The sequence below is a fragment of the Labrenzia sp. C1B70 genome (assembly GCF_000475395.1).
In the GTDB taxonomy this organism is placed as follows: Bacteria; Pseudomonadota; Alphaproteobacteria; order Rhizobiales; family Stappiaceae; genus Roseibium; species Roseibium algicola.
Genome location: NZ_AXCE01000002.1, coordinates 439,268 through 462,752, shown reverse-complemented (window position 1 = coordinate 462,752; position 23,485 = coordinate 439,268). Strand labels below are relative to the sequence as shown.

Sequence of the window (23,485 nt, the reverse complement as noted above, 5' to 3'; positions counted from 1 at the left end):
TCCTGAACGGCGCGGCAGGTGACAGCATGAACCTGTCGCGCCAATGGACCTTGGTGCTCAATACCAGAACCCTTCCCGCCGCCAGATGGTGAAATGGCCACGCACAGGTGGGGCCGGGGTGCCGCCGTCGATCGTGAATTCGCAACCGCCCTTGAGACCCTTGCCGCCGGTACGGCGCAGGATCACGTATTCGTTGCATTGCGGACCACCGCTGGAGCTCTGGCACATGTCGATGCGCGCGCGTTTCTCGTCCAGAACTTCCCAGACCCAGTCGATCATCGCCACATGTCCGTTCCAGACCATGAAATCGAGTGGCTTGACCTCGTTGATGTCGTCGATGTTGGTCTTGGCAACATGATCCGGATACCGCCGGGGTGAAACACCGTAATACTTGTCCCACTCACCCGTGAATATCAGGAAATTGGCGATAAAGCCTATGCAATCCATACCGAAAAAGCGGTCTTGCACCATCTGCTGCAGTGCCGCCTGATCGGACATCTTGTCGAAGTAGAGTTTCTTGATCTTGCCGGTCTGCTCGACATCCTTGGAGCCGTCCTTGTTCGCACGGCCGCAGACCTCAACCTTGTACTTGTCCAAAAGATCCTTGTTCTTCAGCATGAAGTTCCAGATCTTGACGAATGTCTTGTCGTTTCCCTGGCCTTTCAGCGCCAGGTCGATCTCGCGGCCGCCGACATGCTGGTTCAGCGTGATGCCGTGGGGATCCTTGATCCAACGGAAATTCTTGAAAAAACTGGTTGCGCTGTCGTTGCCGCCGTTACCACGGTCCTTGCAAAGGTACTGCGTAAGCTTGACCCGGCCGGCGCTGGTCTGCAGGCCAGGATTTGTCAGAACGTCGACGTATTCGTAAGGCAGAAAAAAAGACTCGGCCACATTCACTCTCCCTTGGTTAGGCCCCCTCAATGGCCCCTGAAGCTGTATGCGTAATCGGCGTCTTTCGTAGGCTTGCCGGTGCAGCCAAATAGCCACGTCCCCGGCGAATGCGTCTGTCTTCCACGTCACATTATTTGTCATTGTTGCAATGCGCAGCATCACACCTTTTGAGGGATCTCGGCCAGCAAGATGCGATCAAGGCGATGCGCCTTGTGCGAGGCAACTGAAGCCCCGCCATCCCCGAGACCCCGCACATGAGCTGTTCGACAGGGACAACACCTGAAAAGGCGTCTTTCCCTCACGCGATTTCGCCGATGGACAAGCCGCGTCATCACCCCTATGATCAAGTCATCTGATGATTTGGTGACTTCAAATGCAATCTCTGGCAAAAACGAGCCTGGTTGACAGCGCAGCCGAGGCGATCCGGGCGGAAATCGTGGGCAATCGCTGGTCCGTGGGGGAAAAGCTGCCCAACGAGGCTCAGCTCTCGGCGCAGCTTTCCATCAGCCGTGGCACCGTGCGCGAAGCCGTGCGCGTGCTTGTTTCGCAAGGCTACCTGGAAACACGGCAGGGTTCGGGCACCTATGTGCTGTCGGTCGTCGATGCCATCGGGCCATTGACCATGGCGCGTCGCGCGACCCTGCGTGACCAGTTCGAGGCCAGACTGGCGCTGGATGCGGAGGCCGCCAGGCTGGCCGCTCATCGCCAGACACCAGAGGTGATTTCGGAGCTGCGCCGCTTGCTCACGGAGCGCGGAAACTATGATGGTCACGACAAGGCCGGTTTCGTGGAGCGCGACCTTGCCTTTCACCGGGCTGTTGTTGCGGCCTCGCAAAACTCCGTTCTGGTCAACATGTACGAATTCTTCTCCAGTCTGATCGGCGAGACCATCGAGGCTACGCTTGGAAAAGACCTGCAGGAACCCGATATGGCGGCCCACGCGGCCATTGTCGATGCCATCGAGACAGGCGACCCGGAACTGGCCGAGGCCGCCGTCCGCCGGTTCATGGCCCCTGTCCTGAGAGACCTGGAGCGACTGCTCGGCTCATGACACAGGCATCTGAAATCGATCCCGGCTCGATCGAACTGATCGATGCCGAAGACATTGACGTTTCCGCTGAGCAATCCCAGCCGGCGACGCAGAGCGGACTGGTGCGGTTTCTGCTGGGCGCAAGCCTGGTACTGATCGCCTTCAACCTGCGCCCGGTCTTTTCCAGCGCGTCGGCTCTGCTTCTGGAAATCCGCGAAAATTTTGGCCTGTCGCCAACGGGCGCAAGCCTTCTGACGACACTGCCCGTTGTGTGTCTCGGCCTGTTCTCGCCGCTGGCTCCACGCCTTGCCCGCCGCATCGGCACGGAACGCACATTGCTTGCAGTCGTGGTTTTGCTGGCCCTTGGAACGGCAGCACGAGGAACGTCCTCCGTGCCGTTGCTGTTTCTTGGAACAGCGTTGGCGGGTGCCTGTATCGCGGTTGGCAACGTACTTCTGCCCGGGCTCGTCAAGCGCGATTTCCCCGACAGGGCCGCACTGGTGACCGGGTGGTACACCATGGCACTTTGCGCGGGCGCTGCCGCCGGCGCAGGATTGACCATTCCGTTTGAAGCGGCCCTCGGTGGTTCTATCGAGGGCGCGCTTGCGATCTGGGCCGTGCCGGCACTCGTGGTGGCCGTCCTGTGGTTTCCGCAGGTCATGGCGACGCGCAAACGTCCCAAGGGTCCGACTTATGTGGTGAAGGGCATGTGGGGTGACAGGCTGGCCTGGCACGTGACCCTGTTCATGGGTCTGCAATCCGCACTTGCCTATTGCGTCTTCGGCTGGCTGGTACCGATCCTCCGTGCCCGCGGGCTGGACGGCGTCACTGCCGGCGCAATCGTGTCGGTGTCGGTGATGGTGCAGGCTGCCGCCTGCCTGATAGCACCGCATCTTGCCGTTCGCGGCAAGGACCAGCGGCTGATCAACGTCGCACTTTGCGCCATAGCGGTTATAGCCCTGCTCGGCCTGCAATTCGCGCCACTGTCCACCGTCTGGATCTGGGCGGTGCTGCAGGGCATCGGCCAGGGCGGACTGATTGCGGTGGCGCTTACGGTCATCGTGTTGCGGACACAGGATTCCCATTCCGCTGCGCAGCTTTCGGGCATGGCCCAATGCGTCGGCTATACGCTTGCCGCCATCGGCCCACTGATCGTCGGGCTCATCCGAAGCTGGACGGGAAGCTTTGCCTGGAGTGCGGTGCTGTTCGTGGCGCTTGGCCTTGGCGCCGCCATCAACGGCTGGTTCGCCGGAAAGGCAAGTCACGTCAATGTGGAGACGGTCAAGCTGTCCGGCTGACCGCGCCAACGGGGCCTGATGTTTCCAGGCGGTATTTCAGGAAACGCGTGCCGTCATAATCGGTCTCGCCGATGAAACGAGCCCCCATCCGCCGCAGTGCACCGAGGTTCCGTCGGGACGGCGGCAGCAGGAAGGTGACGAATGGAATGCGCGGGTCTTCATTGGCAAAGGCCAGCGCCTTTCTGGTGATCGGCATGCCGAGGCCAAAGGCTGCCGGGTGCAGCACCAGCCCGAAATCCCACTCCTCGCCTTCTTTCTGAAAACCACCCCAGCCGACATAGCGGCCGTCTGCCAGAAACGCCCAGTGACCAAGTCCGTCGCGTTGCCAGCAAGCCTCCTTGGCCGCGACGAACTTCGCAGCCATCTCGAGATCCCATGAGAAGGTCAGAAGCGGCATGTGGGTGCCGACACGCGGGTCGGACATATGCGCGACCAGCTCTTCCAGCGGAATGTCCGGCAGGCGCACAAACTCGATTATCGGCTGACTTGATCTGGGCATGGGCTGGCATCTCCTGAAACTGGCCAGCGCCTCTTGCACCCAAAATGGCCGGCCCGATCAAGACAACTCCTTTGCCTGATGATCAACACTGCGTGTTCAGGCGGTGGTGCCGTTTTCCAGGCTGACGGAGACATTCAGCTTGTTACCGTCGAGATCACGCACATAAGCGCCGAAATAATCCGGGTGATAGGAACGAGGGCCGGGTGCGCCTTCATCACGCCCACCACACCGCAGTGCGGCAGCATGAAACGCCCTGACGGCCTCGGCATCCGGCGCATAGAACATGACCTGCGTACCATTGCCCGATGTGGCCGCCCGCCCGTCAAACGGCAACAAGACAAACAACGATATACGGCCATCGGCACCTGCATAGCCAAGCTCGCGGGGATCGGAAAAAACCCGCTTCATGCCAATTGTCGCAAGCACTTCGTCGTAAAACCGGCCGGCAGCCGAAAGATCGTTGGCGCCGATACAAACCCCTGACAACATTTTTGAAAATTAACCCGCGCTGAAGGTGTGGCCCGTCTCGGCCAGGCCGTCTGGCCCGCTCATATCACAGTTCCTCCCGCTTGCCAGAGCCGTAACGCAACAGTGCGCAAACTTACCTCACCAACCGCAGCAGAGCCGCAGCGAGACGGCTCCTCGCTGGAACAGCGCGACGAGCCTGGCCATACACGTCAATGGTATGGAACGCCGTTACCGGCGGTAGGTCGCGGCGATGCGGGATATCTCTTCGTAGATGCCCGCCAGGATATTGAGGCTTTGCCCTGCCTCTTTCAGGCGCTTGTCAAATTCGGGCAGACTTGAGATCTGCTCAATCAGCAGCCGTTTGCGCACAGCGCCGTAATCATCGGTGATCTTCTTGCCTTCCGGTGTCGCCTGATAGGTCACGCCTGTGCGGCCCGAGCCCTGCTTTTCAATCAGCCCCGCCGCCACGAGTTTTCGCATCGAATACTGGATGTTCGGAATGTCGTCGCGGTTGGTAAGCCGGGCCAGTTCCTTGATGCTTTTTGCCCGGTCGTTCATGCGCACGATATGCAGCAGTGCGTTTTCCGGGCCGGTCGCCCCAACGTCGCTGACAGACGCCAGGCATTCTGTCTGCCATCGCCCGAACGCCTCGAAACAGCGCATCAACGCGAATTCCAGCTCAGTGCAGACGACCTCCGCATCGTTCTCCGAAAGGTGCCAGTGATAGTTGAGCTTCTGATCGTCCGACTTGCCGGTCATCGGTCCCTCTTCGTTTTTTCAGATCGAATATAGCTGCGATTCAGTTTGACGTAAGGGCGTTTTTGCACATAGTTTTAAATAAAAAATACAATTGAAAATCTATCCTAAATGGAGGGGATCCATGCCTACCAACATGATGAAAGACAAGAACGGCTTCAAACTCGGGACGTTTTCGTCCAATTGCTCGTCCGGGATGACGGTCACCAAATCGCCGTCCAGATGGGTCAATAGCTGGGAAAACAACCTGAAACTCGGCCAGATGCTGGACGATGCCGGCATCGACTTCATGCTGCCGATCGCCCGCTGGATCGGTTACGGCGGCGAGACGGACTTTCACGGCAGCGTGCTGGAAACGGTCACCTGGGCAACCGCGCTGCTGGCCTCAACGAAAAACATCACTGTGTTCGCCACGGTGCATACTGCTGCAAACAATCCGGTGGTCGTGGCCAAGCAGATTGCCACGATGGATCAGGTGGGCAATGGCCGCGCGGGTCTGAACATTGTCGCGGGCTGGAACAAGCCGGAATACGAAGCCCTGGGCCTGACCCTGCCCGACGATCATGAAACCCGTTACGGCTACGCCCAGGAATGGTTCGATGTGGTCGAGAAGCTCTGGACCTCTAAGGAGTATTTCGACTGGGAGGGCAAGTACTTCAACCTGAAGCACGTTGCCGGCGACCCCAAGCCCGTCAATGGCCGGCCACCGATCCTGAACGCGGCAGGTTCAGCAACCGGACGGACCTTTGCCACCGACAACGCCGACTACCTGTTCACGCCGGCCATCGATCTCAACCGGTCCGTCGACGAAATCAAGGAACTGAAAGCGCAGGCGGCGGAGAAGGGGCGCGATGTGGGAGTTCTGACCTTCAGCCACGTCATCTGCCGGGAAACTGAGGAAGAGGCGACCGCCCTCCGAGACCGGCTGATGGGCGATCTGGCAGACTGGGAAGCGGTGGACAATCTGGTCAATCTGCAGTTCGCGCATGCGCAGTCGTTTCCGCACGACCTGCTGGCCCAGATCAAGAACCTGTTCGCCATGGGCCACGGCGGGTTCCCGCTGGTTGGAACTCCGCGGCAGGTGGCCGACGGCATCCTCAAACTGCACGAAACAGGCTTTGCCGGAACGACGCTCTCCTTTGTCGACTATGTCGAGGAGTTCCCGTATTTCCGCGACAATGTTCTGCCGCTGCTTGCGGAAGCCGGTATCCGGTGATGAACCCCGTGCCGTCCAGAGAATTCACCAACGCCATGCGGGCGTTGGTGGGCAATTGTTCCGTCATCACGGTCGGTGAGGGAGAGGACATTTCAGGTCTCCTCGTCACATCGGCAATGTCTCTCAGCGCCGATCCGCCGCTGGTGCTTGCATGCGTCAACAAGGCTTCCTCCAGTTGGCCCTTGCTGAAGAAGTATCCGAAATTCGGCTGGTCTTCGCTTGGGCCCGAGCACCGCAAGGTTGCCGAAAACTTTTCGGGGTTCGGCGGCGTCAAGGGACCGGAACGTTATGCCGGAGCCACATGGCGCACGGCGGAAACCGGGGCACTTCTGCTGGAAGATGCTCCGGCCGCTTTCGATTGCGAGGTCGAGGAGATGATCGACCGGGCGACCCATTCGATTGTCATTGGCAAGGTGCGTGCAATCCGGCAAAGCCAGTCATCGGGCGCGCTGGTTTACTGGAACGGAGCGTTCCAACCGTTGTAAACGGCCTTTTGCCGAGAGACGCAGCTTCTTGAGGAGCTGCGTCTCTCCATCCCGCGACCTAAATTTTACGCAAAAAAATTGCCTGGAACACGAACCGTCCAGACAGCCCGCTTTTTCGCGATTTACAGAGTTTCTGTCCGTCCAGAAATCCGTTCCGCCGCTCCCCTCTCCGGGCTGGAGAAGGAACCATCCTGTGTGCGCTCCGTTTATTCCATGGACCCATAACCAACACAGGAGGACCAGATGGACCTTTCCATGAACGACCTCAGCCCGAAGCTTCGCAAGGAAGCCGAACAGGAGGCAGAAAAGATCAAGCGGGTCGCTGACAAGTCCAACGCCGGCGGACAGCTTGGTGGAACGTTTTTCGGACAGGAACAAGATGACGGCATGGCACCGCCGAGATCAGTTGCCGCCGGCCGGTCCTGATACCGGGTTCCGCTTCAGGGCGGGCTGACACAGCCTGCCTGTGAACCGACCGGCGGCCGTGAGGCGCACGAAAACAAGAACGACCCATAAAAAACGGTCGCGCCCGGCCGCCGGGTCGGTTTCACATCCAACCATACCCCGTCAACCAGCGCGTTTTCGGCAATCAGCTTTCCAGAATGACATGCGGCACAAACCGCGACAGGTCTTGCGTCACCGGTGCCTTGTCCTCGCGCAGGCAGATGCCCGATGCCTGGCCGCCAATAATCCATGAACCGATCATGACGTAGTCGTCGCCAAATTTCGGCGGTTCCGCATAGGCCTGCAGGATGTGGCCTTCCGCGCCATACCCGCCGGGTGTGCTGAGTTCTTCAGATCCGAGACCGCGCACCGTGATGTTGGCACCCTCCCGACTGAAGAAAGGTTTGCGCACATGCGGGCCCTTCAGGAATGTCTCATCCGCCTCCCCCTCGAAGTAGGACGGCAGCAGGTTCGGATGGTCCGGAAACATCTGCCAGAGCAGCGGCAGGATTGCCTTGTTCGAAAGCACGGCCTTCCAGGGTGGCTCAAGCAACTGTATCGGCGCATCGGGCAGATAGGGGCCGTAATCCTCGCGCAGCATGTCTTCGTAGGGATACAGCTTGAACAGGGCGTCGATCACGAAACTGTCGGCGTCGGCGAACCGGCCCTCGCCGTCGAGCCCGATCTCTTCCACAGCAACAAAATGCGGTATCAGCCCCGCCTGACGCGCGCAGTCTTCCAGATAGCGCACGGTTGCGCGATCTTCGTCGTGATCCTTCGATGAGGCGAAGTGAATGTGATAGCCGGGCGCGAACATGGCGGCGAACCGCTCGATCAGGCGGTCCTGAACGGAGTTGAACTGATCGCTGTCGGTCGGCAGAACGCCAGCCGCCATCTGCTGCTCCAGCCAGATCCACTGAAAGAAGCCGGTTTCGTAAAGCGCCGTTGGCGTGTCGGCATTGAATTCGAGGAGCTTTGCTGGCCCGTTGCCGTCGTAGAAGAAATCGAAGCGGCCATAAAGCGAGGGCTGTTGCTGCTCCCAGGAATTGCGGATCCAGGAGCGGTACTTTTGCGGGATCGCCATCTTGTCCATGAGACTGTCGTCACGGACAGCCCGATCAACCAGATCGAGGCACATGCCGTAGAGCTCCTGCGAGGGATCCTCGAGGTCGTCCTCGATCTCGCGCAGAGTGAACTGATAGGCGTGGGTCTCGTCCCAGTACGGTGCGCCGTACATGGTGTGAAAGCCGAAGCCGAGGCGCTCGGCTTCTTCCTTCCACCCCGGTCTTTCAGGAACTGCGATCCGCTTCATGGTGCAAGCGGGACGTCAGAGCTTCGCCAGAAGAGCCTGCACGTCGTTGCGGGCCGGATTTTCCAGGGCCTTGATCTTGGCTTCCAGATCGGCGCCGCTTTCCAGGCGAGCGTCTTCCTCAGCCGCTTCCAGCATGGCCTGCTGTTCCGCCTGGCGCTGTTCCAGGCGTGCGAGGCTGTCGACCGCACTGGCCAGCCGGCCGTCGGAAGCCGTGGTGTTGGTGGACGCCGCCTTCTGGGCCTTGATCAACGCTTCGTTGGCCTTTGCGCTTTCCATCTTGCGCTGCAGGGTCTCGATCTTGTTCATCGACTGGCGAATGGTGCTGTCCATGCGCTCTTCGGTGGACTTGTACTGATCGAACAGAGCCTGGTCGGCTTCCGCCTTATCGCGCAGTTTCAGCACGCTCTCGATGATCTCGATGGCCAGCGGCTCGTCGCCCTGTGCCTTGGCACTGCGGGCTGCTTCCGTGCGCCGCTCGATTTCGGTCATCAGTTCGGCGACGGATTTTTCCTTCAGCTTGCGGTTGGCCGCCATGCGCGCCTTTTCGTCCTTGGCTGCACCGATCGCCTGTTTTGCTTCGCGGATTTCCTGTTCCAGGATCGTCATCAGGTTGGCGTCCTGAACGGATTCCGCGGCATTGTGGGCGTGGCCCTTGAACGCCGTAATCAATTTGCCCCAAACACTCATTTTCAAATGTCCTTCTTCAAATTGGCGGCGGGATCAGGCAGCGGCCTTGGGACCGACGTCGGCGGCCAGCTCCAGAGCGCTGTTGGCGATGGTGCGCAATTCCGTCTCGACCGAATCCAGTGTCGAGCGCACGGACATGGCGCCGAAGAGCTCGTAATATTCGCGTCCGTCGATCATATCGATGGACAGGGCGCAGAGCGGCAGCAGCTTCTTGTGATTGCGCAGCATCATCGCCTCGAAGGAGGCCGGGTCCTCCTGAGCATCGCAAGGCCACAGAACCGTGGACGTCAGGATCTGGGTTTCGCCGACAACCATGAACAGTGTGATTTCACCGGCCGAGTGAAGCTGGACTTCCAGCACGCCGGCCTGATCGGAACTCACCGTGCAGCTGATTTCACCTGCCGCGAAGGAATCCGATTGCTCCAGAGCTTCCTTCAGCTCCGCAAGTGTCCAGGGAGATTGCCGCGTACTCATCCAAAGCCCTCCATTTCAAATCCGGTGCCGGGATCCGGCCTCGAACAAGTAGAAGCCCCGTCTAGCCGTTTCAAGCGATTATTCGGAAAGCTATGCCGAATTGACAATAGGGCGGGCTCTGGTCAGAGTAGCCGGCGACCGAAACAGGGGGCAAATTTCAGCGGTGCCAATCCTGCAACTCATCATTTCTCGGCTCTACCAACACGTCCTCGAGCTCAAGCTCTGGCTGCTTGCGACGCTGATATGCGCCTATATGGTGATCTCGTGGATCCTGTTTTTCCTGGCTGGTGAAACAGGCCTGACGGGCAATCCGCTGACCTTCATCTATTTTGCCGCGACAACCGCCTCGACGGTCGGTTACGGCGACCTGTCTCCGTCGACGGAAGCAGGCCGGATGGTGGCCGCCTTCTGGTTCTTCCCGGGTGCGTTGCTGATTTTCTCGGCCGTCCTGGGCCGGTTGACGGGTGTCCTTGTGGAAGGAGTGAGGCGTATGGCTGACGGCAACGGAAACTATGAGCGCGTGCAGAACGCCACGGTGATTGTCGGCTATCACCGGGACAAGACACCCTTGATGGTGGAGAACCTGGTTGCCGGCCAGGACGGAGACGACAAGATCATTCTGCTTGCGGACTCCAAGAACGTGGAAGTGCCGGAGGGCGTACGGCTGATCCGGGCCGAACGCATGGACGCCCTGCAGTCGCTGCGCCGTGCGGCCATTCCAGGCGCGCAGAAAGTGCTGGTCTACGCCGGCTCGGATGCCGAAACCTTCAACACCTGCCTTGCCATTCGCGAACTTAACGAGACCGTTCACATTGCGGCCTATTTCGAGGACCGTGACACCGCCCGGCGCGCAGGCAACCTTGCGCGAATCGAACCGGTGGTGTCGAACGCCTGCGAAGCACTGGTACGCGCCGCGCAGGACCCCGGCGCGGGTCAGATCCTGATGGCCCTTTCCACAGCGGGCCTCGGCGCGACCATTTATTCGGCCATCGTCCAAAGCGGGGGCGGCACCGAAACCGACAAACTGGAACAGGCCCTTTCAGGCGCTGAAGGTACGCTGATTGCGGTTTCCCAGCCGGACGATCCGGATTTCCTGTTCAGACCTTTCCCCAAGACGTTGAAGACAGGCGGCTCGATCTATTATCTCGCCAACAAACGTCTCGCGGCGGGCGAGATCACGGCCGGTCTGGGGGGAGCTGATGTTCGGATCACTGTTTAACAAGAAGGACAAAGGCTGGCAGCCGCCGGAAGTTCTCGGTCTGACCATCGGCAGAGGCATTTCCTTTGATCCGATCGCGCTTCGCCTGCTGCCTGCCGACAGTCTGATCGAACGTCCCGACACCACGCTGATGATCACCGCCCAGGGGCATTGCGACCTTGGCGAACAATCGCACATGCATCGTTTCTATCCTGACGACGACCGCTTCCTGATCCAGTTTCAGGGCGGCGACGGCAAGAACGACGAGCGGGTCGACGAGATCATGCTGTGGTACTTCTATGACGTGCAGTACCCGACCGGCGACACCGAGTGGAACCGGGTGAAATCCGCGATCCGTCAGACGAGCTTTTCACTGCCGGGCGAAGATCGCGACTACCGTTTCGAGCGGGCCTGGTTCGATACGTCGACTGCGCCGGAAGATCCGATGACCTACTGGGAGGAAGTGTGCGACGACCGCGAAGGCCGCGGAAGGCGCAAGATATTCCAGACCGCCATGCTTTTTGCCCGCCCCCTGCAGGACGGCCGGGACGAAATGCTGCTCGTCAACATGGAAGAGCCGGAAAATGCGGAACGCAGCGTCGCGTTCATGCTAGGCTTCCCGCTTGAGCGGCACAATTTTTCTGTCTGAACTGAATAGTGGAGACCAATATGGCAGACCTTCAGGCGTCCCTTTCAGGCATCGTTCCTTTTATTGCCTATTTCATTACAGCCATCGTCATGCTGCTGATTTTCATGAAAATCTATACCGTCATGACCCCGCATGACGAAATGGCGTTGATCAAGGAAAACAACGTTGCCGCTTCGGTGGTCTTCAGCGCGGCCTTCCTTGGCTTTTCATTGCCGTTGGCCAGCGCCGCGGCGAATTCCGTGAGCATTATCGACTTCATCATCTGGGGCATCATCGCCTGTGCCGCACAGCTTGTGGTCTACCAGGTCTTCCGCCGGTTCTTCCCGAAGGTCACGGACCGGATCAAGGGTGGTGAAATGGCGATCAGCACCAATCTTGCTGCCATTTCGCTGACAGTCGGCCTGCTGAACGCCGCCTGCATCACCTACTGACCGAGGCGGTACGGGCCGCCCTGCGCTGATGCCCCGAACCGTATCACGCAAAGCATTTCATCAGACCGTTTGAAGGTCGGGAGAAAATTCATGAAACGCTCCAAGTCGATCAAGCTGGTGGTCATGGCAACGACGACCGTGACCATTGCAGGCTGCTCGGACGAACCGACGCTGGATGGCCGGGTCTACAAGACCGAGGCGGAATGTGTCGCCGACAGCTACGTCCCGGACGAGGTTTGTGTCGAGGCAATTACCGCCGGCAAGTCAATCCACAAGGCCTCCGGACCACGCTATGACACCGTCAACCTGTGTAACGAGCAACACGGCAACAACGTTTGCGCCTATGACAGTGCCACCGACGGCTCTTCCTACTACACGCCATTTCCGGCAGGTTATTTCCTGGCAGGGGCACTGACCGGCGCCGTTACCAACCAACTGATCCAGAGCAACGTCCGCCCGGTCTATCCGGAACGCGGCAGCAAACGCTACTACACATCCGGCGGCTATTACGTCGGCAGTTATGGCGGCGGCAGCTGGCGTACCTATGACGATGCGGTGAAGACGCCACCCAAGCCGGCAAAAGTCCAGACAAGGACTTCCGTCGCTTCACGTGGCGGGTTCGGCAGCCGGTCGAGTTCCGGGTTCCGCGGCGGGTAACGGCAGACAGAAGGCAACCGGCATTCAGGTACTGCGGCACACAAGCGCTGATCTGTTGCCAGCCCCGGCGCGTACCATTGCCAAAGCGTGAGGGTGTTGAAATGTACCGGCTTCTTTCTTTCGTCTGGTGTCTGGCGGCAACGTGCCTTTGTGCCTTTGCTCAAGCCAAGGACCTCGAGGGCCAAAGCGAAGCAGCTCAGTCGGCCCATGCCTTCACCTTCGAAATGCCCTATGGCGAACCGATTGCGCTCAAGGATTATGCCGGCAAGGCCATTCTGATCGTCAACACGGCAACGGAATGCGGCTTCAGTGGGCAACTGGCCGGCTTGCAGAAGCTGCATGAAACCTATTCGGACCGCGGCTTGCTTGTACTCGGGGTTCCGTCCAACGATTTCGGCGGCCAGGAACCGCGCGCCGACGGCGACATCGCAAAATTCTGCGAAGCCAAGTACGGTGCCGAATTTCCACTTACCGCCAAGACGATCGTGAAAGGCGAAAAGGCCCATCCTTTTTATCGATGGGCCGCAAGCGAGCTTGGCCCCACGGCACGCCCCTACTGGAACTTCCACAAGTATCTCGTCGGGCCAGACGGCAGCATCCTTGCCTGGTTCCCGACACCTGTGCCGCCGACGTCATCGGACGTGACCGCCGCGATCGAGAAGGCCCTGCCCGGATCCTGATCCCCGGAAGCGATCTACAGCACCTTTTCAAACGAAGCGAACAACTCGCTATCAGGCTTTCACGCCCTCTTGCGGACAGCTGTCCTTCAGAACGCACGTCTTCCCAAGAAGAACACCCCACTCTTTCCCCCTTCTGATTATCTACCACTCCGCGGCGTGGCTGCTTGTCTGGCTGGCTGGCTGACGGCTGGCTGGCTGGCTGGAAATTGTAACTTTGACATTGCCTGGCCACGTGGATTGCGTTAGGCAGTTTTAGTAATGTAATAACATTACGAATCATTTTGATACTTTCCCTCCCCCAATCAGCAGAGGATCAGATCCATGCAATCTCGGTTTGGTAGACTGGCGGGCGCATGTGCGCTCATAGCGTCGTTTCTCGTGGCCGCTCCCATCCAGGCGCAGGAAGCCAAGGACAACTCGGCTAAACACAACCATTCGCACAAGCATTCACACGATCACTCGAGTGATGCCGAACGGCAGATTTACAAGGGTTACTTCGAGGACAGCCAGATCCAGCCGCGTCAGCTCACCGATTGGCAAGGCGAATGGCAATCCGTCTATCCATACCTTCAGGATGGAACACTCGATCCTGTCATGGCGCACAAGGCCGAACATGGTAGCAAGTCGGCTGAAGAGTACAAAGCCTACTACGAGACGGGCTATCGCACCGATGTCGACCGGATCGTGATCGGCGCGGACAGCGTGACCTTCCAGACCGAAGCCTGTGCCTTCGAAGGGCAGTACATTGCCGACGGCTTCGAGATCCTGAACTACAAAAAAGGCAATCGCGGCGTCCGCTTCATTTTCAGGAAAACCGCAGGTGATGACAGTGCCCCGGCCTTCATCCAGTTCAGCGATCACCGGATCGCACCGTCGAAGTCCGATCACTATCATCTTTACTGGGGTGAAGACCGGCAGGAAATCCTCAAGGAGCTGACCAACTGGCCGACCTATTATCCGGCGGCATTGAACGGAGACGAGATCGTCCATGAAATGACGGCTCACTGAGACTGCGCATGAGCTGAAATTGACGATGGGCGCCGTCTGGTCACCAACATCGGCTCCGCGCCCATCGCTTCGTCCCGGTTTCCGGCAGCGTTTGCTGTCTGGCTGACAAAGTCATCCTCTGCCAACCAAAGCTTGAGCCACATCAACGCCTGTATTGCGGTCCGCGCCTAGGCTGGCTGACGTGATTTCCGGCAACATGGAGATGATGTATGGCCGTTTCCGACTGGAACGAATTCGTTGCACAAACCGATGAACGCATGGCCGCCGTGCGCAAAGGCATTCCGGAGGTCGCAAAAGGCTTCGGATCCCTGGCGAAAGCCGCGACTGCTCCCGGCGCGCTCGACGCAAAAACCAAGGAACTGATCGCGCTGGCCATCGGCATTACCGCGCGCTGCGACGGCTGCCTTGCCTATCACGCTCGTGCCGCAGCACGCCTCGGCGCGAACAGGGACGAGATCCTCGAAGTGATCGGCGTCTCTGTTTATATGGGCGGAGGTCCGTCCATGATCTACGGCGCTGAAGCACTGGCGGCTTTTGACGGGCTGAAGGACGACGACTGAACGATGCCTGTCCTGTGCTTTCAGGACATCCGTTCATCTCGTTTTCACCTCCCCTTCCAGGAGGGCTGTTGCAAGGGCTTCACAAGCTCTGGATTCAGCCCGTTTGCTGCGTACCAGGATGATGTCCAGCGGCTCCAGTGGCGGCAGACCTCGATCCTGATCGACATGTTCCACTGTTGGGGGAACCGCCATCTGCACGACGGCGGCAACGGCAAGGCCCGCCTCGACAAGCGTGACCAGCGCTGAATGGCTGAAACTGGAATAGGCGGAGCGGTATCGCAGGCCGCTGCGGCCCAGCGCCGCCAGGGTCACTGTCCGAGCCTGGCTGCCAGGCTCGTAAAGGGCTACGGGGAGCGGGTCTCGCTCCAGCGCCTGACCATCGCGAGAGCTGATCCAGACCATCGGCTCCCGGCGGATCAGACGCCCTTCCGTGCCGCCCGTACGCGTAACGATCGCCAGGTCGATCTTGCCGTCATCGACCTGCGGCAGCAGTGCAGTCGACTGGGCACAGACGACATTCAGCTCCACACGCGGAAACAGGCTTGCGAACCGTCGCAAAACATCCGGCAGCATGGCGGCAATGTAATCGTCCGGCGCACCGATGGTCACCGAGCCTTCCATATCGGGCCTGCGAAAGGCTTCCACCGCCTCATCATGCAGGCGCAGGATCCGTCTGGCGTAACCTTCCAGCTCCTCTCCAGCGCGCGTGAGCGCGAGGTTGCGTGTATCGCGCACAAACAACGGCTTGCCGATGCGGTCTTCCAGCCGCTGAATCTGCATGGACACGGTTGCAGGTGACTTGTGCACGCGCGTTGCCGCGCGAGAGAAGCTCATCGCGTCGACACAGGCGAGAAAGGTTCGCAGAAGAGCGTGATCGAGCTGCATTATTCTTCAATTTTTTCAACAAGTTTCTTCAGATTATATCGTTTGACCAAACAATGAAAGAGGCCTCAATTTACAGATCAGCGGCGGAAATGCGTCGATGTTGTATCAGTTTGCGGTGTGCAATCGCCGCCAGTCAGGACACGTCCCATGACCAGACAGACGGAAGGCGTGATCGGCCTTATCGCGGCGCAGACCCTGCTTGGTACAATCGGACTGTGTGTTCTGGAAAGTGGTGCGGCCCCCGTTACCGTCGCCTTCTATCGATGTGCGATCGGAGGCCTGGCCCTGGCTCTCTACTGCTGGTATCGGGGTGATCTTGCCCGGCTTGCCAGACTATCGCCACGCATCCTGGCCATGGCTGTTGCCAGCGGCGTTCTGATGGCAGGCAATTGGGTGTTGTTCTTCGAAGGTATTCAGAGAACCGGCATTGCCGTTGCCACCATCACGTTCCACATCCAGCCGTTTCTCGTGGTGGTTCTGGGCGCCTTCGTCTTTCGGGAAAGGCTACAGGCGGTCACTCTCCTGTGGATCGGTCTCGCTCTGGTCGGCCTTGCACTGGCCACCGGGCTGAGCGGAATGGAACTGACGGCAGACCGGTCCTATTTCCTTGGCCTCGCCGCGACACTGGCGGCCGCATTTCTTTATGCCGGCGTGACAATCATCGCCAAGGGACTGACGGGAATTTCCGCTCCACAACTTGCCACCGTTCAGTTTGCCACCGGCACCTTGATGCTGGCAGCCTTCAGCCCGGCCGGTCCACTGACCCTATCGGCAGACCAATGGGGATGGCTGGCGATCATCGGCCTCGTTCATACAGGCGGTGTTTATGTCGTACTCTACAAGGCCTTGCCGAAACTGACGACGCCTGTCATTGCCGTGCTGCTGTTCCTTTATCCGGCCAGTGCGGTGCTGGTGGATGCTCTTGCCTACGGCCATCTGATCAGCGCACTGCAACTTGTCGGCCTGGGGCTCATCATCCTGTCCAGCCTTGCGGTTACGCTGCGGTGGGGCGTCCGGAGACTGACCACAGCCGCCGATGCACAGCTTGTGCCGCCCGCCTCCCGCTAGCGCTCGCGCATCTGTCCCGTCACGGCTCGTATTTCACATAGGCAAAGCGCCTGCTGTCCGGGGCCCAGGAGGGAACATTGAGCGTTCCCTGCCCGCCGAAGAGTGACCGCAGGATACGCGGAGTACCACCGTCGGCAGGCATCAGGCGAAGTTCGACCGTCCTGTTGGCCGGGTGTCCCGTCGTGCCAGCCTCATAGGCAAGATAGGCAACAAACCTGCCGTCGGGCGAAGGATGCGGAAACCAGTTGACCCGCTCGTCGCTTGTCATCTGCTGCAAGTCGCTGCCGTCCGGCCTGATGCGCCAGAGCTGAGCAGATCCCGATCTTTCACCGTTGAACCAGATCCACTTGCCGTCGGGCGTATAGTCCGGTCCGTCGCAATGGTCGAAGTCACGGGTGACCTGTTTTTCCGCGCCACTGTTCAGGCCAATCGTGAACACCTGGAAGGTGTCGCCGGTTTCCGGCCTTTTGCCGACGTAGGCAAGTGTCTCTCCGTCCGGTGACCAGCCATGCCAGTAGGATGGTGTCTGCGACGTTATCCGCCGTGGCACGCCGCCTGTTACCGGTAGCGTGTAGATGCAGCTTTCCCCTGTCTCTGTCCCGTCACTGACCGCCAGCATCGTTCCATCCGGTGACAGGCCGTGGTCATTGTTGAGGGCTTTGGCAAAGCCTGTGTCGATCTCGATCAACGCCGGATTGTCGAGCGGGAAGCGGTAGAGCCGGCCACCACCGTTCACAATCAGTGCGGACCCGTCAGGCGTCCAGTTGGGCGCTTCCAGATGGCGGTCCGTTTCGTACAAAACGGTTTCCGTCCCGGTTTCAATATCGATCGTTGCAAGAATGCTTTTCATCATCTGCTCCAGATTTCTCCGGAGCTTGGCACGGGACAGCCCTTCGGAGAAAGGCCGGATATGGCGCCCAACAGCTGACCGGCGCTGCTAATCCAACATGCTGTTGGGCAGCAGCAGTTCGATTGGTGCCCCCTGAACCAGCACCTCGCTCAATCGCCGGCTGGCCCCCGGGTGGTTACCCGCTGCACCAGATGCACGTCGCATACCCTGACCTGCTGCGGCAGATCAGGGTTTTCCAGACGTTGCATCAGCAGATGGAGCGTCGCCTCACACAGGTCATGACGGCTTTGGGAGAAGGTGGTCAGGTCGTAAGCCTTCCACGCGGCTTGGGGAATGTCGTCGTAGCCGACCACCTGAATGTCCTGTGGCACGCGCAGCCCGTGGATGTGGCGCAGGCCGTCAAGTACCCCCAGCGCCAGGTAGTCAGCTGTACAAAAGACGCCGTCGACCTCGCTGCGCACCCGGTGAACGAATTCCGCGGCCGCAAGTCCGCCGTCATAGGTCTGTGCGCCCCAGGCGATCCGTATCACCGGAACACCACCGTCATTGGCCGCCTGTTCGAATGCGAGCGCGCGGCCGTTGATGGAGAAGGACGAGCGTTCCGGCGTGACGACCGCCAGCTTTCGGCACCCGCTTGCGATCAGGTGTTCATACGCTTTCCGGCCACCGTCCTCGAAAGCGGTCACGACCCGGTCGACCGGTGCTCCCGGGTCACGCTTGTTGACCACCACCAGAGGCACACCGTTTTCAAGACATTCGATGCAGATCTCTTCCGGCGGAGTATCGGACGTGACGATGACCCCGGCGACACTGTATTGCAGCAGGGACCCGATCAGGTCGGCAACATCCGTCGACTTTTCTCCCCGCAGCAGGATCGGCCTGAACCCGCATTCCAGCAGCCCCTTGGACAGAAGGTCTATCTGCTCCGAGCGGAACGGATTGTCGAGATCGGCGGCGACGACGCCCACCAGGTCGGACTTCTGCTTGTGCAGCGAGCGGGCCAGCACGTTGACCCGATAACCGAGTTGACGCGCGGCTGCGATCACCTTGTCCCGGGTTTCCTTGGAGACGCTGGCACCGTCGGTGAAGGTTCTGGAAACAGCCGACCGTGACACGCCCGCCAGGCGAGCGACGTCGAAGGAATTGACTGTTTTCTTGTGACCAGGAGCGTCAGGCATGTTTCTTCCGTTTATATGCTTTTACCGAGCATCCGGGCGACGAGAAAGGGCTCATTCACGTTGAAGAGATCCGGCTTCAAGGCCAGCAGGCGTTTGATCTCGGAAGGGTCGTTGCCCATGTAGGCGATCATCGCCTTGCGCCCGGCCGTCCTCACCGCCTCAAAGGCTGCCGGACCGGCATTCGTCGCATTGAATTCGACTATCCCGGAACGGAAGGTGGAGAGGCACGTGTCGAGGGACTCGAAATCCTCCGCCCGCACCATCAGTTTCGCTTGCGGAAAGGCATCGTGAATGGCTCGCAGTCTCCCGACATCGTGGGCCCAGAAGAACACGTCTTCGGCCGCCATCATTCGCAGTACCTTGGACACTGTTTGATGCGGATCCGCCTGTTTCAGCTCGACATAGAGCTTGCCGCCCATTCGCAGTGCCGTTTCCAGAACCGCACACAGGGGCGGGATGCTTTCTCCTTCGAAAAACGGATCGAACTTGCGGCCGGCATCCAGCAATGCCAACTCCGCACCCGTCTTTTCCGTGATTGCTCCACTGCCACTGGTGGTTCGGTCCAGCGTGGCGTCATGATGGACGACAAGCTGTCCGTCCGCCGTTTCCTGGACATCGATCTCGACATAGTCGAAACCTGCTGCCCAGGCAGCCTTTGCCGAAGCCAGAGTGTTTTCCGGAGCCACCTTGCAGGCCCCGCGATGGCAGACGATTTCCGGGCTTGTGACAGCCGAGCGGGCGAACCTTGCGACCATTTCCGGCTGATCCGAACAGATACCGAGGATCGGCATCTTCACCAGAGCTTCGACCACATCGACACGCTCTTCATGCCAGGTCACCACCGGCAGGCCGCGCTCACTAGCCCTGGCAAAGAACGCTTCATCCAGCAAACGGTCCGGCCGTTGCCCCGCACGCTCCCAGCAGGGATGGAGGATTTCGGCGCCGCACTGATCGGCAATCGGAAAAGGATCCTTGCCCACCCCGACCAGAATGGACACGGGATAGGGACAGCCGCCAGCGATCAGTTCGGATGCATAGTCAGGCGTGTTTGCGCCAACGATCACCCGCTCGATCCGGCGGTCCAGAAGCTCCGCGATGGCCAGCGAGGCTGCCTCGCCTTCCTTGGCATCCAGATAGATGCCCGCGCCAAGACGGGCTGCAAGCCCGGCAATCTGCGAGAACAGGGGAGCTTCACGGCCAGACTCGGCGGTCAGAGCCTGCAGCCGGGCGGCGGTCACGTCGGCAACCTTGAGGTCAAGTCCGCAGATTGCCTTGAGGTCTTCATCGTGAAAGGCAACCGGGATCCTGTCCACGGTCAGCCGAACATCGACCTCCCACATGTCCGCCCCAAGCTCATGGGCGATTTCATATGCCCGCAAGGTGTTGTCGAAGGCATAGGCGCTGGCACCACGGTGGGCGATGGAAAGCGGAACGGATCTCGGTTCGCCGAGCCAGGCGCGGCCCGGCTTGAAAGCTTGCAATGCCGTTTCCATCAGAGCCTGCCGCCGTCTGGACCAAAGGCAAGAATGCGGTCTTCCGCAATGCCCCAGGTGACCTCGTCACCCAGCTTGTAATTGCCGCCATGCGGCTGGATCGACCGCAGCACGGCACCGTTTTCCAGGGTGACGTCGTAAAGCTCTTCCCGGCCCTGGATCTCGACGAAGCTGACCTTTCCGGTCACCTTCAGCGGGTGGTCCGGCTGAAAGAACTCCGGACGAATGCCGAGACGCATCGGCGCGCCGTGACCGGGGGCCGCAATACCGGACGGGATCGGCAGTTTGACCTTCGAGTTTGCCAGGCGGAAACCACCATCTTCCGTTGCCCCGTCCAGAAACGCGATTGGCGGATTGCCGAGGAAGCCTGCGACGAAGTCCGACGAGGGGTTGTCATACATTTCCGAGGGGCTGGACAGTTGAACGATCTCGCCCTTCTTCATGATCGCGATCCGGTCGCACATGGACATGGCTTCGACCTGATCGTGTGTGACAAGCACCGCGGTAATGCCGGTTTCCTGCTGAATGCGCCGGATCTCCGAGCGCATTTCCAGACGCAGTTTCGCATCGAGGTTTGCCAGAGGCTCGTCGAGCAACAGAATGTCGGGCTCACGGACCAGTGCCCGTGCCAGGGCCACGCGCTGCTGCTGTCCACCGGACAGCTGCACGGGGCGGCGCGCCATCAACTCTCCGATCTGGACGAGACTGGCGATCTCCCGGACCTTGCGGTCAATATCGGCCTTGGTCTCCCGGCGCACCTTCAACGGAAACGCGATGTTCTCGTGGACGGTCATGTGCGGGTAGAGCGCATAGTTCTGGAATACGACGCCGACGTTGCGTTGCTGCGAGGGAACAGTCGTGACGTCCCTTTCGCCAAACAGAAGACGGCCACCGTCCATGCGGTGAATACCACACACGGCAAACAGCGTCGTGGATTTGCCGCAGCCGGAAGGCCCGAGCAGGGCCAGCATCTCGCCGCTGTCGATCGTCAGGGACATGTTGTCGATGACGGTGGTCTCACCAAATTTCTTGGTGAAGTTTTCAAGTGCGATACGCATCAGCCTTTCGTGCCTCCGCCGTAGATGTTCATGAGTTTGCGGTTGAAAACCACGTAAATGAAAATGACCGGAAGGGCGTAGAACAGCCCGATGGACTTGAAGAGGTTGAAGTCCGGCTTGCGGTCGTCCGCGATGATGTTCTGGAGATAGGTCGCCAGCACCTGCGACGCACCACTGGGGGCCAGAACCTGCGGCAGGATGAATTCCTTCCAGGCTTCCAGGAAGGAGAACAGCGCCAGAGCAGCGATGCCGGGCTGCACCTGGGGCAGAACCAGTTTCCACCACACGGTGAAGCGGCTGGCGCCGTCGGTGATGCCCGCCATTTCGATTTCCCATGGCACGGTGTCGTAAAAGCCCTTCATGATCCAGATGCCAAGCGGCAACTCCAGAGCCGTCTTCACCAGGATCACGCCGATCAGCGTGTTGTAGAGGCCGCTCATCTGCAGCATCAGGAAGATGGCGATGATCAGGGTCACTGTCGGGAAGGCGTGCAGGGTCAGGACGCCGCCAAGGAAGAACTTGCGGAACGGCATGTTCAATCGGGACAGAGCGTAGCCTGCCGTCAGCGACACCATCACCACGATCAGGCTGGTGGAACCGGCAAACAGGAAGGTGTTGGCCGTGACCGGCCAGATGCTTGCCCGTCCGGTTTCAGGCGTTTCGAACAGGAATTTCCAGTGTTCGAGGGTGAAGCTGTCCGGCAGGAGTGAACCTGCCGTGGTGTCGGTGAACGTGTCCACCACCAGGTAGAAATACATTAGCACCAGTGGCAGCGACAGGATGCTGAGCAGCACCAGGACAGGCCAGACGCGGAAGTTGGGTCTCATGTCCGTCTCTCCCCTATTGCTCGATACGCGGCTTGGCCACGAGTTCGTTGAAATTGAAGAGGCGCAGATAGATCAGCGATGCGGCAATGCCGATGACCACCAGGACCATCGCCAGCGCAGCCCCGAGACCGTATTGCAGAACGCCGCCATAGTTGTTCAGCGCGGTGTGGAAGGTGTAGAGCGCCCACACTTCGGTTGCCTTGCCAGGTCCTCCGTCCGTCGACAGGTAGATGTAGTCGAAGGACGTCAGCAAGGAGAGCGTCTGATAGGCGGTGGTGAACAGGATCGGCCATCTGAGCTGCGGCAGGATGATGTAGCGGATCTGCTGGAGGCGATTGGCGCCATCCACCTCGCTTGCATGCAGCATGGTTTCGGGGATCGCCTTGATGGCACTGGAAAACAGGATCATGCCGAGCGACGCCCCGACGAAACCGTTGATGAGGATGACAACCACCCAGGCATTGATGTCCGAATGCAGCATCCAGTTTCGCGGCGGCACGCCGAAATTGGCCAGAAAGCTGGACAGGAAACCGGTGTCCCAGGCCATCCACTTCCACATCATCACGTAGATGACGGGCGGCAGGATGCGCGGTAGGAACCAGATCGTCCGGAATGTGGTTGCGGCCGCGGCCGGCAGATAGAAGGTCGTCACAGCCAGGAAGAGACCAAATCCGATGTTGAAGGACAGCGTCAGCGAAACGTAGATCAGCGTGTTGCCGGCCGCCCGGAGCGAAGACGGCAGCGAGGCGATCAGGCTGTAGTTTTCCGTCGTCCAGACCCAGCCGGTGTAGGCGGTCCTGGCAAGCTGGTCGGTTTCGCTTTCCGGAAGGCCGAGCCCCAGCTCGCCAATGCCCGTCATAAAAGCTTCTTCCGTTTCAAAGCGCGTGTTGAGGATCGAGCGCTTGAAGAGATCGGCGGCTTTCTTCAGATCGCGTGTCGAGCGCGGGCGTTCCTTCAGGCGCTTCAGTTCGCGCTCCAGGTCACGCCGGCCGGCAAAACTCTTGCCGGACAAACTGGCTTCGATCTCATGCGCGAATGCCTTGCCGTATTCGGCTTCGACGGCTGCGATACCGGCCGCGTCGATCTTGTAGGTGTCCTCGGCCAGACGATCTGCCGTGGCTTCCGGAAACCCCTGGTCCTTGAGCATCCGGATCGTGCGTTCCGTAACCTCATAGGCACCGCCGGAGGAAATGCCGGTACCGGAACTCATGCTGGTGAAGGAAAACATCATTGTCAGCGCCACCGGCGCCAGAAACAGAAACACAATGATGAAGAGCGCAGGGGCCATGAACCCCAGCCCGAGCAGGTGCGCGCGTCGCATCTTGTCCCCTTGAAATGTGAGCCGGGCGGCGGACCGCCCGGCAAGGCAGATGGAGGATGGAT

General features: G+C 59.8%; 27 protein-coding genes. 13 read left to right on the top strand and 14 right to left on the bottom strand.

Annotation, left to right across the window (positions count from 1 at the left end; translation table 11 throughout):
- Positions 1-57: 57 nt before the first annotated feature.
- Positions 58-891 (bottom strand): hypothetical protein, encoded by an 834-nt coding sequence (locus Q666_RS36795; protein ID WP_077290953.1) that lies wholly within the window; start codon positions 889-891, stop codon positions 58-60.
- A 373-nt stretch (positions 892-1,264) separates the two neighbouring features.
- On the opposite strand from Q666_RS36795, the gene Q666_RS36790 reads away from it, so the two are divergent.
- Together Q666_RS36790 and Q666_RS36785 are read left to right on the top strand one after the other, a co-directional pair.
- On the top strand, positions 1,265-1,942 hold the full coding sequence (locus tag Q666_RS36790; protein WP_022998913.1) for a FadR/GntR family transcriptional regulator: 678 nt from the start codon (positions 1,265-1,267) through the stop codon (positions 1,940-1,942).
- Positions 1,939-3,219, top strand: a complete 1,281-nt coding sequence (locus Q666_RS36785) for an MFS transporter (RefSeq protein WP_022998914.1) — start codon at positions 1,939-1,941, stop codon at positions 3,217-3,219. Before Q666_RS36790 ends, Q666_RS36785 begins: the two co-directional genes overlap by 4 nt.
- On the opposite strand, the gene Q666_RS36780 is transcribed toward Q666_RS36785, so the two are convergent.
- The 3 genes from Q666_RS36780 to Q666_RS36770 form a co-directional block, all read right to left on the bottom strand.
- Positions 3,203-3,718, bottom strand: coding sequence for a GNAT family N-acetyltransferase (locus Q666_RS36780; RefSeq protein ID WP_022998915.1), 516 nt, complete (start codon positions 3,716-3,718; stop codon positions 3,203-3,205). The genes Q666_RS36785 and Q666_RS36780 overlap by 17 nt on opposite strands.
- Positions 3,719-3,814: 96 nt before the next feature.
- Positions 3,815-4,207 carry a VOC family protein gene (locus Q666_RS36775; protein WP_022998916.1) on the bottom strand — a complete coding sequence of 131 codons (393 nt, stop codon included), beginning with the start codon at positions 4,205-4,207 and terminating at the stop codon, positions 3,815-3,817.
- 207 nt (positions 4,208-4,414) lie between these two features.
- Entirely contained in the window at positions 4,415-4,945 is a 531-nt protein-coding gene (locus Q666_RS36770; RefSeq protein WP_022998917.1) for a winged helix DNA-binding protein, read from the bottom strand.
- Between the two features lie 121 nt (positions 4,946-5,066).
- Between Q666_RS36770 and Q666_RS36765 the strand changes: the two genes are divergently transcribed.
- The 3 genes from Q666_RS36765 (at position 5,067) to Q666_RS36755 (ending at position 7,069) form a co-directional block, all read left to right on the top strand.
- Positions 5,067-6,158 (top strand): LLM class flavin-dependent oxidoreductase, encoded by a 1,092-nt coding sequence (locus Q666_RS36765; protein WP_022998918.1) that lies wholly within the window; start codon positions 5,067-5,069, stop codon positions 6,156-6,158.
- On the top strand, positions 6,158-6,643 hold the full coding sequence (locus tag Q666_RS36760) for a flavin reductase family protein (protein ID WP_022998919.1): 486 nt from the start codon (positions 6,158-6,160) through the stop codon (positions 6,641-6,643). The genes Q666_RS36765 and Q666_RS36760 overlap by 1 nt, the downstream gene beginning before the upstream one ends.
- 243 nt (positions 6,644-6,886) lie before the next feature.
- Positions 6,887-7,069 (top strand): hypothetical protein, encoded by a 183-nt coding sequence (locus tag Q666_RS36755; protein ID WP_022998920.1) that lies wholly within the window; start codon positions 6,887-6,889, stop codon positions 7,067-7,069.
- Positions 7,070-7,232: 163 nt separating this feature from the next.
- Here Q666_RS36755 and Q666_RS36750 read toward each other — a convergent pair whose 3' ends face one another.
- Genes Q666_RS36750 through Q666_RS36740 form a run of 3 tightly spaced genes read right to left on the bottom strand, consistent with a single transcriptional unit; the run spans position 7,233 to position 9,560 of the window.
- Positions 7,233-8,399, bottom strand: coding sequence for a glutathionylspermidine synthase family protein (locus tag Q666_RS36750; protein ID WP_022998921.1), 1,167 nt, complete (start codon positions 8,397-8,399; stop codon positions 7,233-7,235).
- A 15-nt stretch (positions 8,400-8,414) separates the two neighbouring features.
- On the bottom strand, positions 8,415-9,086 hold the full coding sequence (locus Q666_RS36745; protein ID WP_022998922.1) for a PspA/IM30 family protein: 672 nt from the start codon (positions 9,084-9,086) through the stop codon (positions 8,415-8,417).
- A 33-nt stretch (positions 9,087-9,119) separates the two neighbouring features.
- A complete protein-coding gene (locus Q666_RS36740; RefSeq protein WP_022998923.1) occupies positions 9,120-9,560 on the bottom strand; it encodes a DUF2170 family protein in 441 nt (146 codons plus the stop codon).
- Between the two features lie 163 nt (positions 9,561-9,723).
- On the opposite strand from Q666_RS36740, the gene Q666_RS36735 reads away from it, so the two are divergent.
- The 7 genes from Q666_RS36735 to Q666_RS36705 all read left to right on the top strand — a co-directional run bounded on the left by Q666_RS36735 (position 9,724) and on the right by Q666_RS36705 (position 14,743).
- The gene (locus Q666_RS36735) at positions 9,724-10,779 is read left to right on the top strand and encodes an ion channel (RefSeq protein ID WP_022998924.1); all 1,056 of its coding nucleotides are present in this window, start codon (positions 9,724-9,726) and stop codon (positions 10,777-10,779) included.
- A complete protein-coding gene (locus Q666_RS36730) occupies positions 10,760-11,407 on the top strand; it encodes a DUF2491 family protein (protein WP_022998925.1) in 648 nt (215 codons plus the stop codon). The genes Q666_RS36735 and Q666_RS36730 overlap by 20 nt, the downstream gene beginning before the upstream one ends.
- 20 nt (positions 11,408-11,427) lie before the next feature.
- The gene (locus Q666_RS36725; RefSeq protein ID WP_022998926.1) at positions 11,428-11,838 is read left to right on the top strand and encodes a DUF350 domain-containing protein; all 411 of its coding nucleotides are present in this window, start codon (positions 11,428-11,430) and stop codon (positions 11,836-11,838) included.
- A gap of 90 nt (positions 11,839-11,928) precedes the next feature.
- Positions 11,929-12,495 (top strand): DUF1190 domain-containing protein, encoded by a 567-nt coding sequence (locus tag Q666_RS36720; RefSeq protein WP_022998927.1) that lies wholly within the window; start codon positions 11,929-11,931, stop codon positions 12,493-12,495.
- A 101-nt stretch (positions 12,496-12,596) separates the two neighbouring features.
- Positions 12,597-13,175: a glutathione peroxidase gene (locus tag Q666_RS36715; RefSeq protein WP_022998928.1), complete on the top strand. Its 579-nt coding sequence runs from the start codon at positions 12,597-12,599 to the stop codon at positions 13,173-13,175.
- A gap of 321 nt (positions 13,176-13,496) precedes the next feature.
- On the top strand, positions 13,497-14,183 hold the full coding sequence (locus Q666_RS36710) for a metal-binding protein ZinT (protein ID WP_031268645.1): 687 nt from the start codon (positions 13,497-13,499) through the stop codon (positions 14,181-14,183).
- A gap of 209 nt (positions 14,184-14,392) precedes the next feature.
- The gene (locus Q666_RS36705; protein ID WP_022998930.1) at positions 14,393-14,743 is read left to right on the top strand and encodes a carboxymuconolactone decarboxylase family protein; all 351 of its coding nucleotides are present in this window, start codon (positions 14,393-14,395) and stop codon (positions 14,741-14,743) included.
- A gap of 33 nt (positions 14,744-14,776) precedes the next feature.
- On the opposite strand, the gene Q666_RS36700 is transcribed toward Q666_RS36705, so the two are convergent.
- Complete coding sequence (locus Q666_RS36700; protein ID WP_022998931.1) at positions 14,777-15,628, bottom strand: LysR substrate-binding domain-containing protein; 852 nt, start codon at positions 15,626-15,628, stop codon at positions 14,777-14,779.
- 147 nt (positions 15,629-15,775) lie between these two features.
- Between Q666_RS36700 and Q666_RS36695 the strand changes: the two genes are divergently transcribed.
- A complete protein-coding gene (locus Q666_RS36695) occupies positions 15,776-16,696 on the top strand; it encodes a DMT family transporter (protein WP_022998932.1) in 921 nt (306 codons plus the stop codon).
- A 19-nt stretch (positions 16,697-16,715) separates the two neighbouring features.
- Here Q666_RS36695 and Q666_RS36690 read toward each other — a convergent pair whose 3' ends face one another.
- The 6 genes from Q666_RS36690 to Q666_RS36670 form a co-directional block, all read right to left on the bottom strand.
- The gene (locus Q666_RS36690; protein ID WP_031268647.1) at positions 16,716-17,546 is read right to left on the bottom strand and encodes a TolB family protein; all 831 of its coding nucleotides are present in this window, start codon (positions 17,544-17,546) and stop codon (positions 16,716-16,718) included.
- A gap of 149 nt (positions 17,547-17,695) precedes the next feature.
- Positions 17,696-18,724: a LacI family DNA-binding transcriptional regulator gene (locus Q666_RS36685; RefSeq protein WP_022998934.1), complete on the bottom strand. Its 1,029-nt coding sequence runs from the start codon at positions 18,722-18,724 to the stop codon at positions 17,696-17,698.
- 11 nt (positions 18,725-18,735) lie between these two features.
- Entirely contained in the window at positions 18,736-20,217 is a 1,482-nt protein-coding gene (locus tag Q666_RS64680) for a glycerophosphodiester phosphodiesterase family protein (RefSeq protein WP_022998935.1), read from the bottom strand.
- Positions 20,217-21,275, bottom strand: coding sequence for an ABC transporter ATP-binding protein (locus Q666_RS36680; RefSeq protein ID WP_022998936.1), 1,059 nt, complete (start codon positions 21,273-21,275; stop codon positions 20,217-20,219). Before Q666_RS36680 ends, Q666_RS64680 begins: the two co-directional genes overlap by 1 nt.
- The gene (locus Q666_RS36675) at positions 21,275-22,102 is read right to left on the bottom strand and encodes a carbohydrate ABC transporter permease (RefSeq protein WP_022998937.1); all 828 of its coding nucleotides are present in this window, start codon (positions 22,100-22,102) and stop codon (positions 21,275-21,277) included. Before Q666_RS36675 ends, Q666_RS36680 begins: the two co-directional genes overlap by 1 nt.
- Positions 22,103-22,115: 13 nt before the next feature.
- Positions 22,116-23,423, bottom strand: a complete 1,308-nt coding sequence (locus Q666_RS36670) for a sugar ABC transporter permease (RefSeq protein ID WP_022998938.1) — start codon at positions 23,421-23,423, stop codon at positions 22,116-22,118.
- Positions 23,424-23,485 lie beyond the last annotated feature (62 nt).

Excerpts from the sequence above, each read along its gene's own strand:
- Q666_RS36710 (WP_031268645.1), top strand. The coding sequence starts at position 13,497 with ATGCAATCTCGGTTTGGTAGACTGGCGGGCGCATGTGCGCTCATAGCG.
- Q666_RS64680 (WP_022998935.1), bottom strand. The coding sequence starts at position 20,217 with ATGGAAACGGCATTGCAAGCTTTCAAGCCGGGCCGCGCCTGGCTCGGC.
- Q666_RS36705 (WP_022998930.1), top strand. The coding sequence starts at position 14,393 with ATGGCCGTTTCCGACTGGAACGAATTCGTTGCACAAACCGATGAACGC.
- Q666_RS36690 (WP_031268647.1), bottom strand. The coding sequence starts at position 17,546 with ATGAAAAGCATTCTTGCAACGATCGATATTGAAACCGGGACGGAAACC.
- Q666_RS36685 (WP_022998934.1), bottom strand. The coding sequence starts at position 18,724 with ATGCCTGACGCTCCTGGTCACAAGAAAACAGTCAATTCCTTCGACGTC.
- Q666_RS36740 (WP_022998923.1), bottom strand. The coding sequence starts at position 9,560 with ATGAGTACGCGGCAATCTCCCTGGACACTTGCGGAGCTGAAGGAAGCT.
- Q666_RS36695 (WP_022998932.1), top strand. The coding sequence starts at position 15,776 with ATGACCAGACAGACGGAAGGCGTGATCGGCCTTATCGCGGCGCAGACC.
- Q666_RS36750 (WP_022998921.1), bottom strand. The coding sequence starts at position 8,399 with ATGAAGCGGATCGCAGTTCCTGAAAGACCGGGGTGGAAGGAAGAAGCC.
- Q666_RS36720 (WP_022998927.1), top strand. The coding sequence starts at position 11,929 with ATGAAACGCTCCAAGTCGATCAAGCTGGTGGTCATGGCAACGACGACC.
- Q666_RS36730 (WP_022998925.1), top strand. The coding sequence starts at position 10,760 with ATGTTCGGATCACTGTTTAACAAGAAGGACAAAGGCTGGCAGCCGCCG.
- Q666_RS36725 (WP_022998926.1), top strand. The coding sequence starts at position 11,428 with ATGGCAGACCTTCAGGCGTCCCTTTCAGGCATCGTTCCTTTTATTGCC.
- Q666_RS36675 (WP_022998937.1), bottom strand. The coding sequence starts at position 22,102 with ATGAGACCCAACTTCCGCGTCTGGCCTGTCCTGGTGCTGCTCAGCATC.
- Q666_RS36775 (WP_022998916.1), bottom strand. The coding sequence starts at position 4,207 with ATGTTGTCAGGGGTTTGTATCGGCGCCAACGATCTTTCGGCTGCCGGC.
- Q666_RS36790 (WP_022998913.1), top strand. The coding sequence starts at position 1,265 with ATGCAATCTCTGGCAAAAACGAGCCTGGTTGACAGCGCAGCCGAGGCG.
- Q666_RS36755 (WP_022998920.1), top strand. The coding sequence starts at position 6,887 with ATGGACCTTTCCATGAACGACCTCAGCCCGAAGCTTCGCAAGGAAGCC.
- Q666_RS36760 (WP_022998919.1), top strand. The coding sequence starts at position 6,158 with ATGAACCCCGTGCCGTCCAGAGAATTCACCAACGCCATGCGGGCGTTG.
- Q666_RS36680 (WP_022998936.1), bottom strand. The coding sequence starts at position 21,275 with ATGCGTATCGCACTTGAAAACTTCACCAAGAAATTTGGTGAGACCACC.
- Q666_RS36745 (WP_022998922.1), bottom strand. The coding sequence starts at position 9,086 with ATGAGTGTTTGGGGCAAATTGATTACGGCGTTCAAGGGCCACGCCCAC.
- Q666_RS36770 (WP_022998917.1), bottom strand. The coding sequence starts at position 4,945 with ATGACCGGCAAGTCGGACGATCAGAAGCTCAACTATCACTGGCACCTT.
- Q666_RS36700 (WP_022998931.1), bottom strand. The coding sequence starts at position 15,628 with ATGCAGCTCGATCACGCTCTTCTGCGAACCTTTCTCGCCTGTGTCGAC.
- Q666_RS36780 (WP_022998915.1), bottom strand. The coding sequence starts at position 3,718 with ATGCCCAGATCAAGTCAGCCGATAATCGAGTTTGTGCGCCTGCCGGAC.
- Q666_RS36715 (WP_022998928.1), top strand. The coding sequence starts at position 12,597 with ATGTACCGGCTTCTTTCTTTCGTCTGGTGTCTGGCGGCAACGTGCCTT.
- Q666_RS36785 (WP_022998914.1), top strand. The coding sequence starts at position 1,939 with ATGACACAGGCATCTGAAATCGATCCCGGCTCGATCGAACTGATCGAT.
- Q666_RS36765 (WP_022998918.1), top strand. The coding sequence starts at position 5,067 with ATGCCTACCAACATGATGAAAGACAAGAACGGCTTCAAACTCGGGACG.
- Q666_RS36670 (WP_022998938.1), bottom strand. The coding sequence starts at position 23,423 with ATGCGACGCGCGCACCTGCTCGGGCTGGGGTTCATGGCCCCTGCGCTC.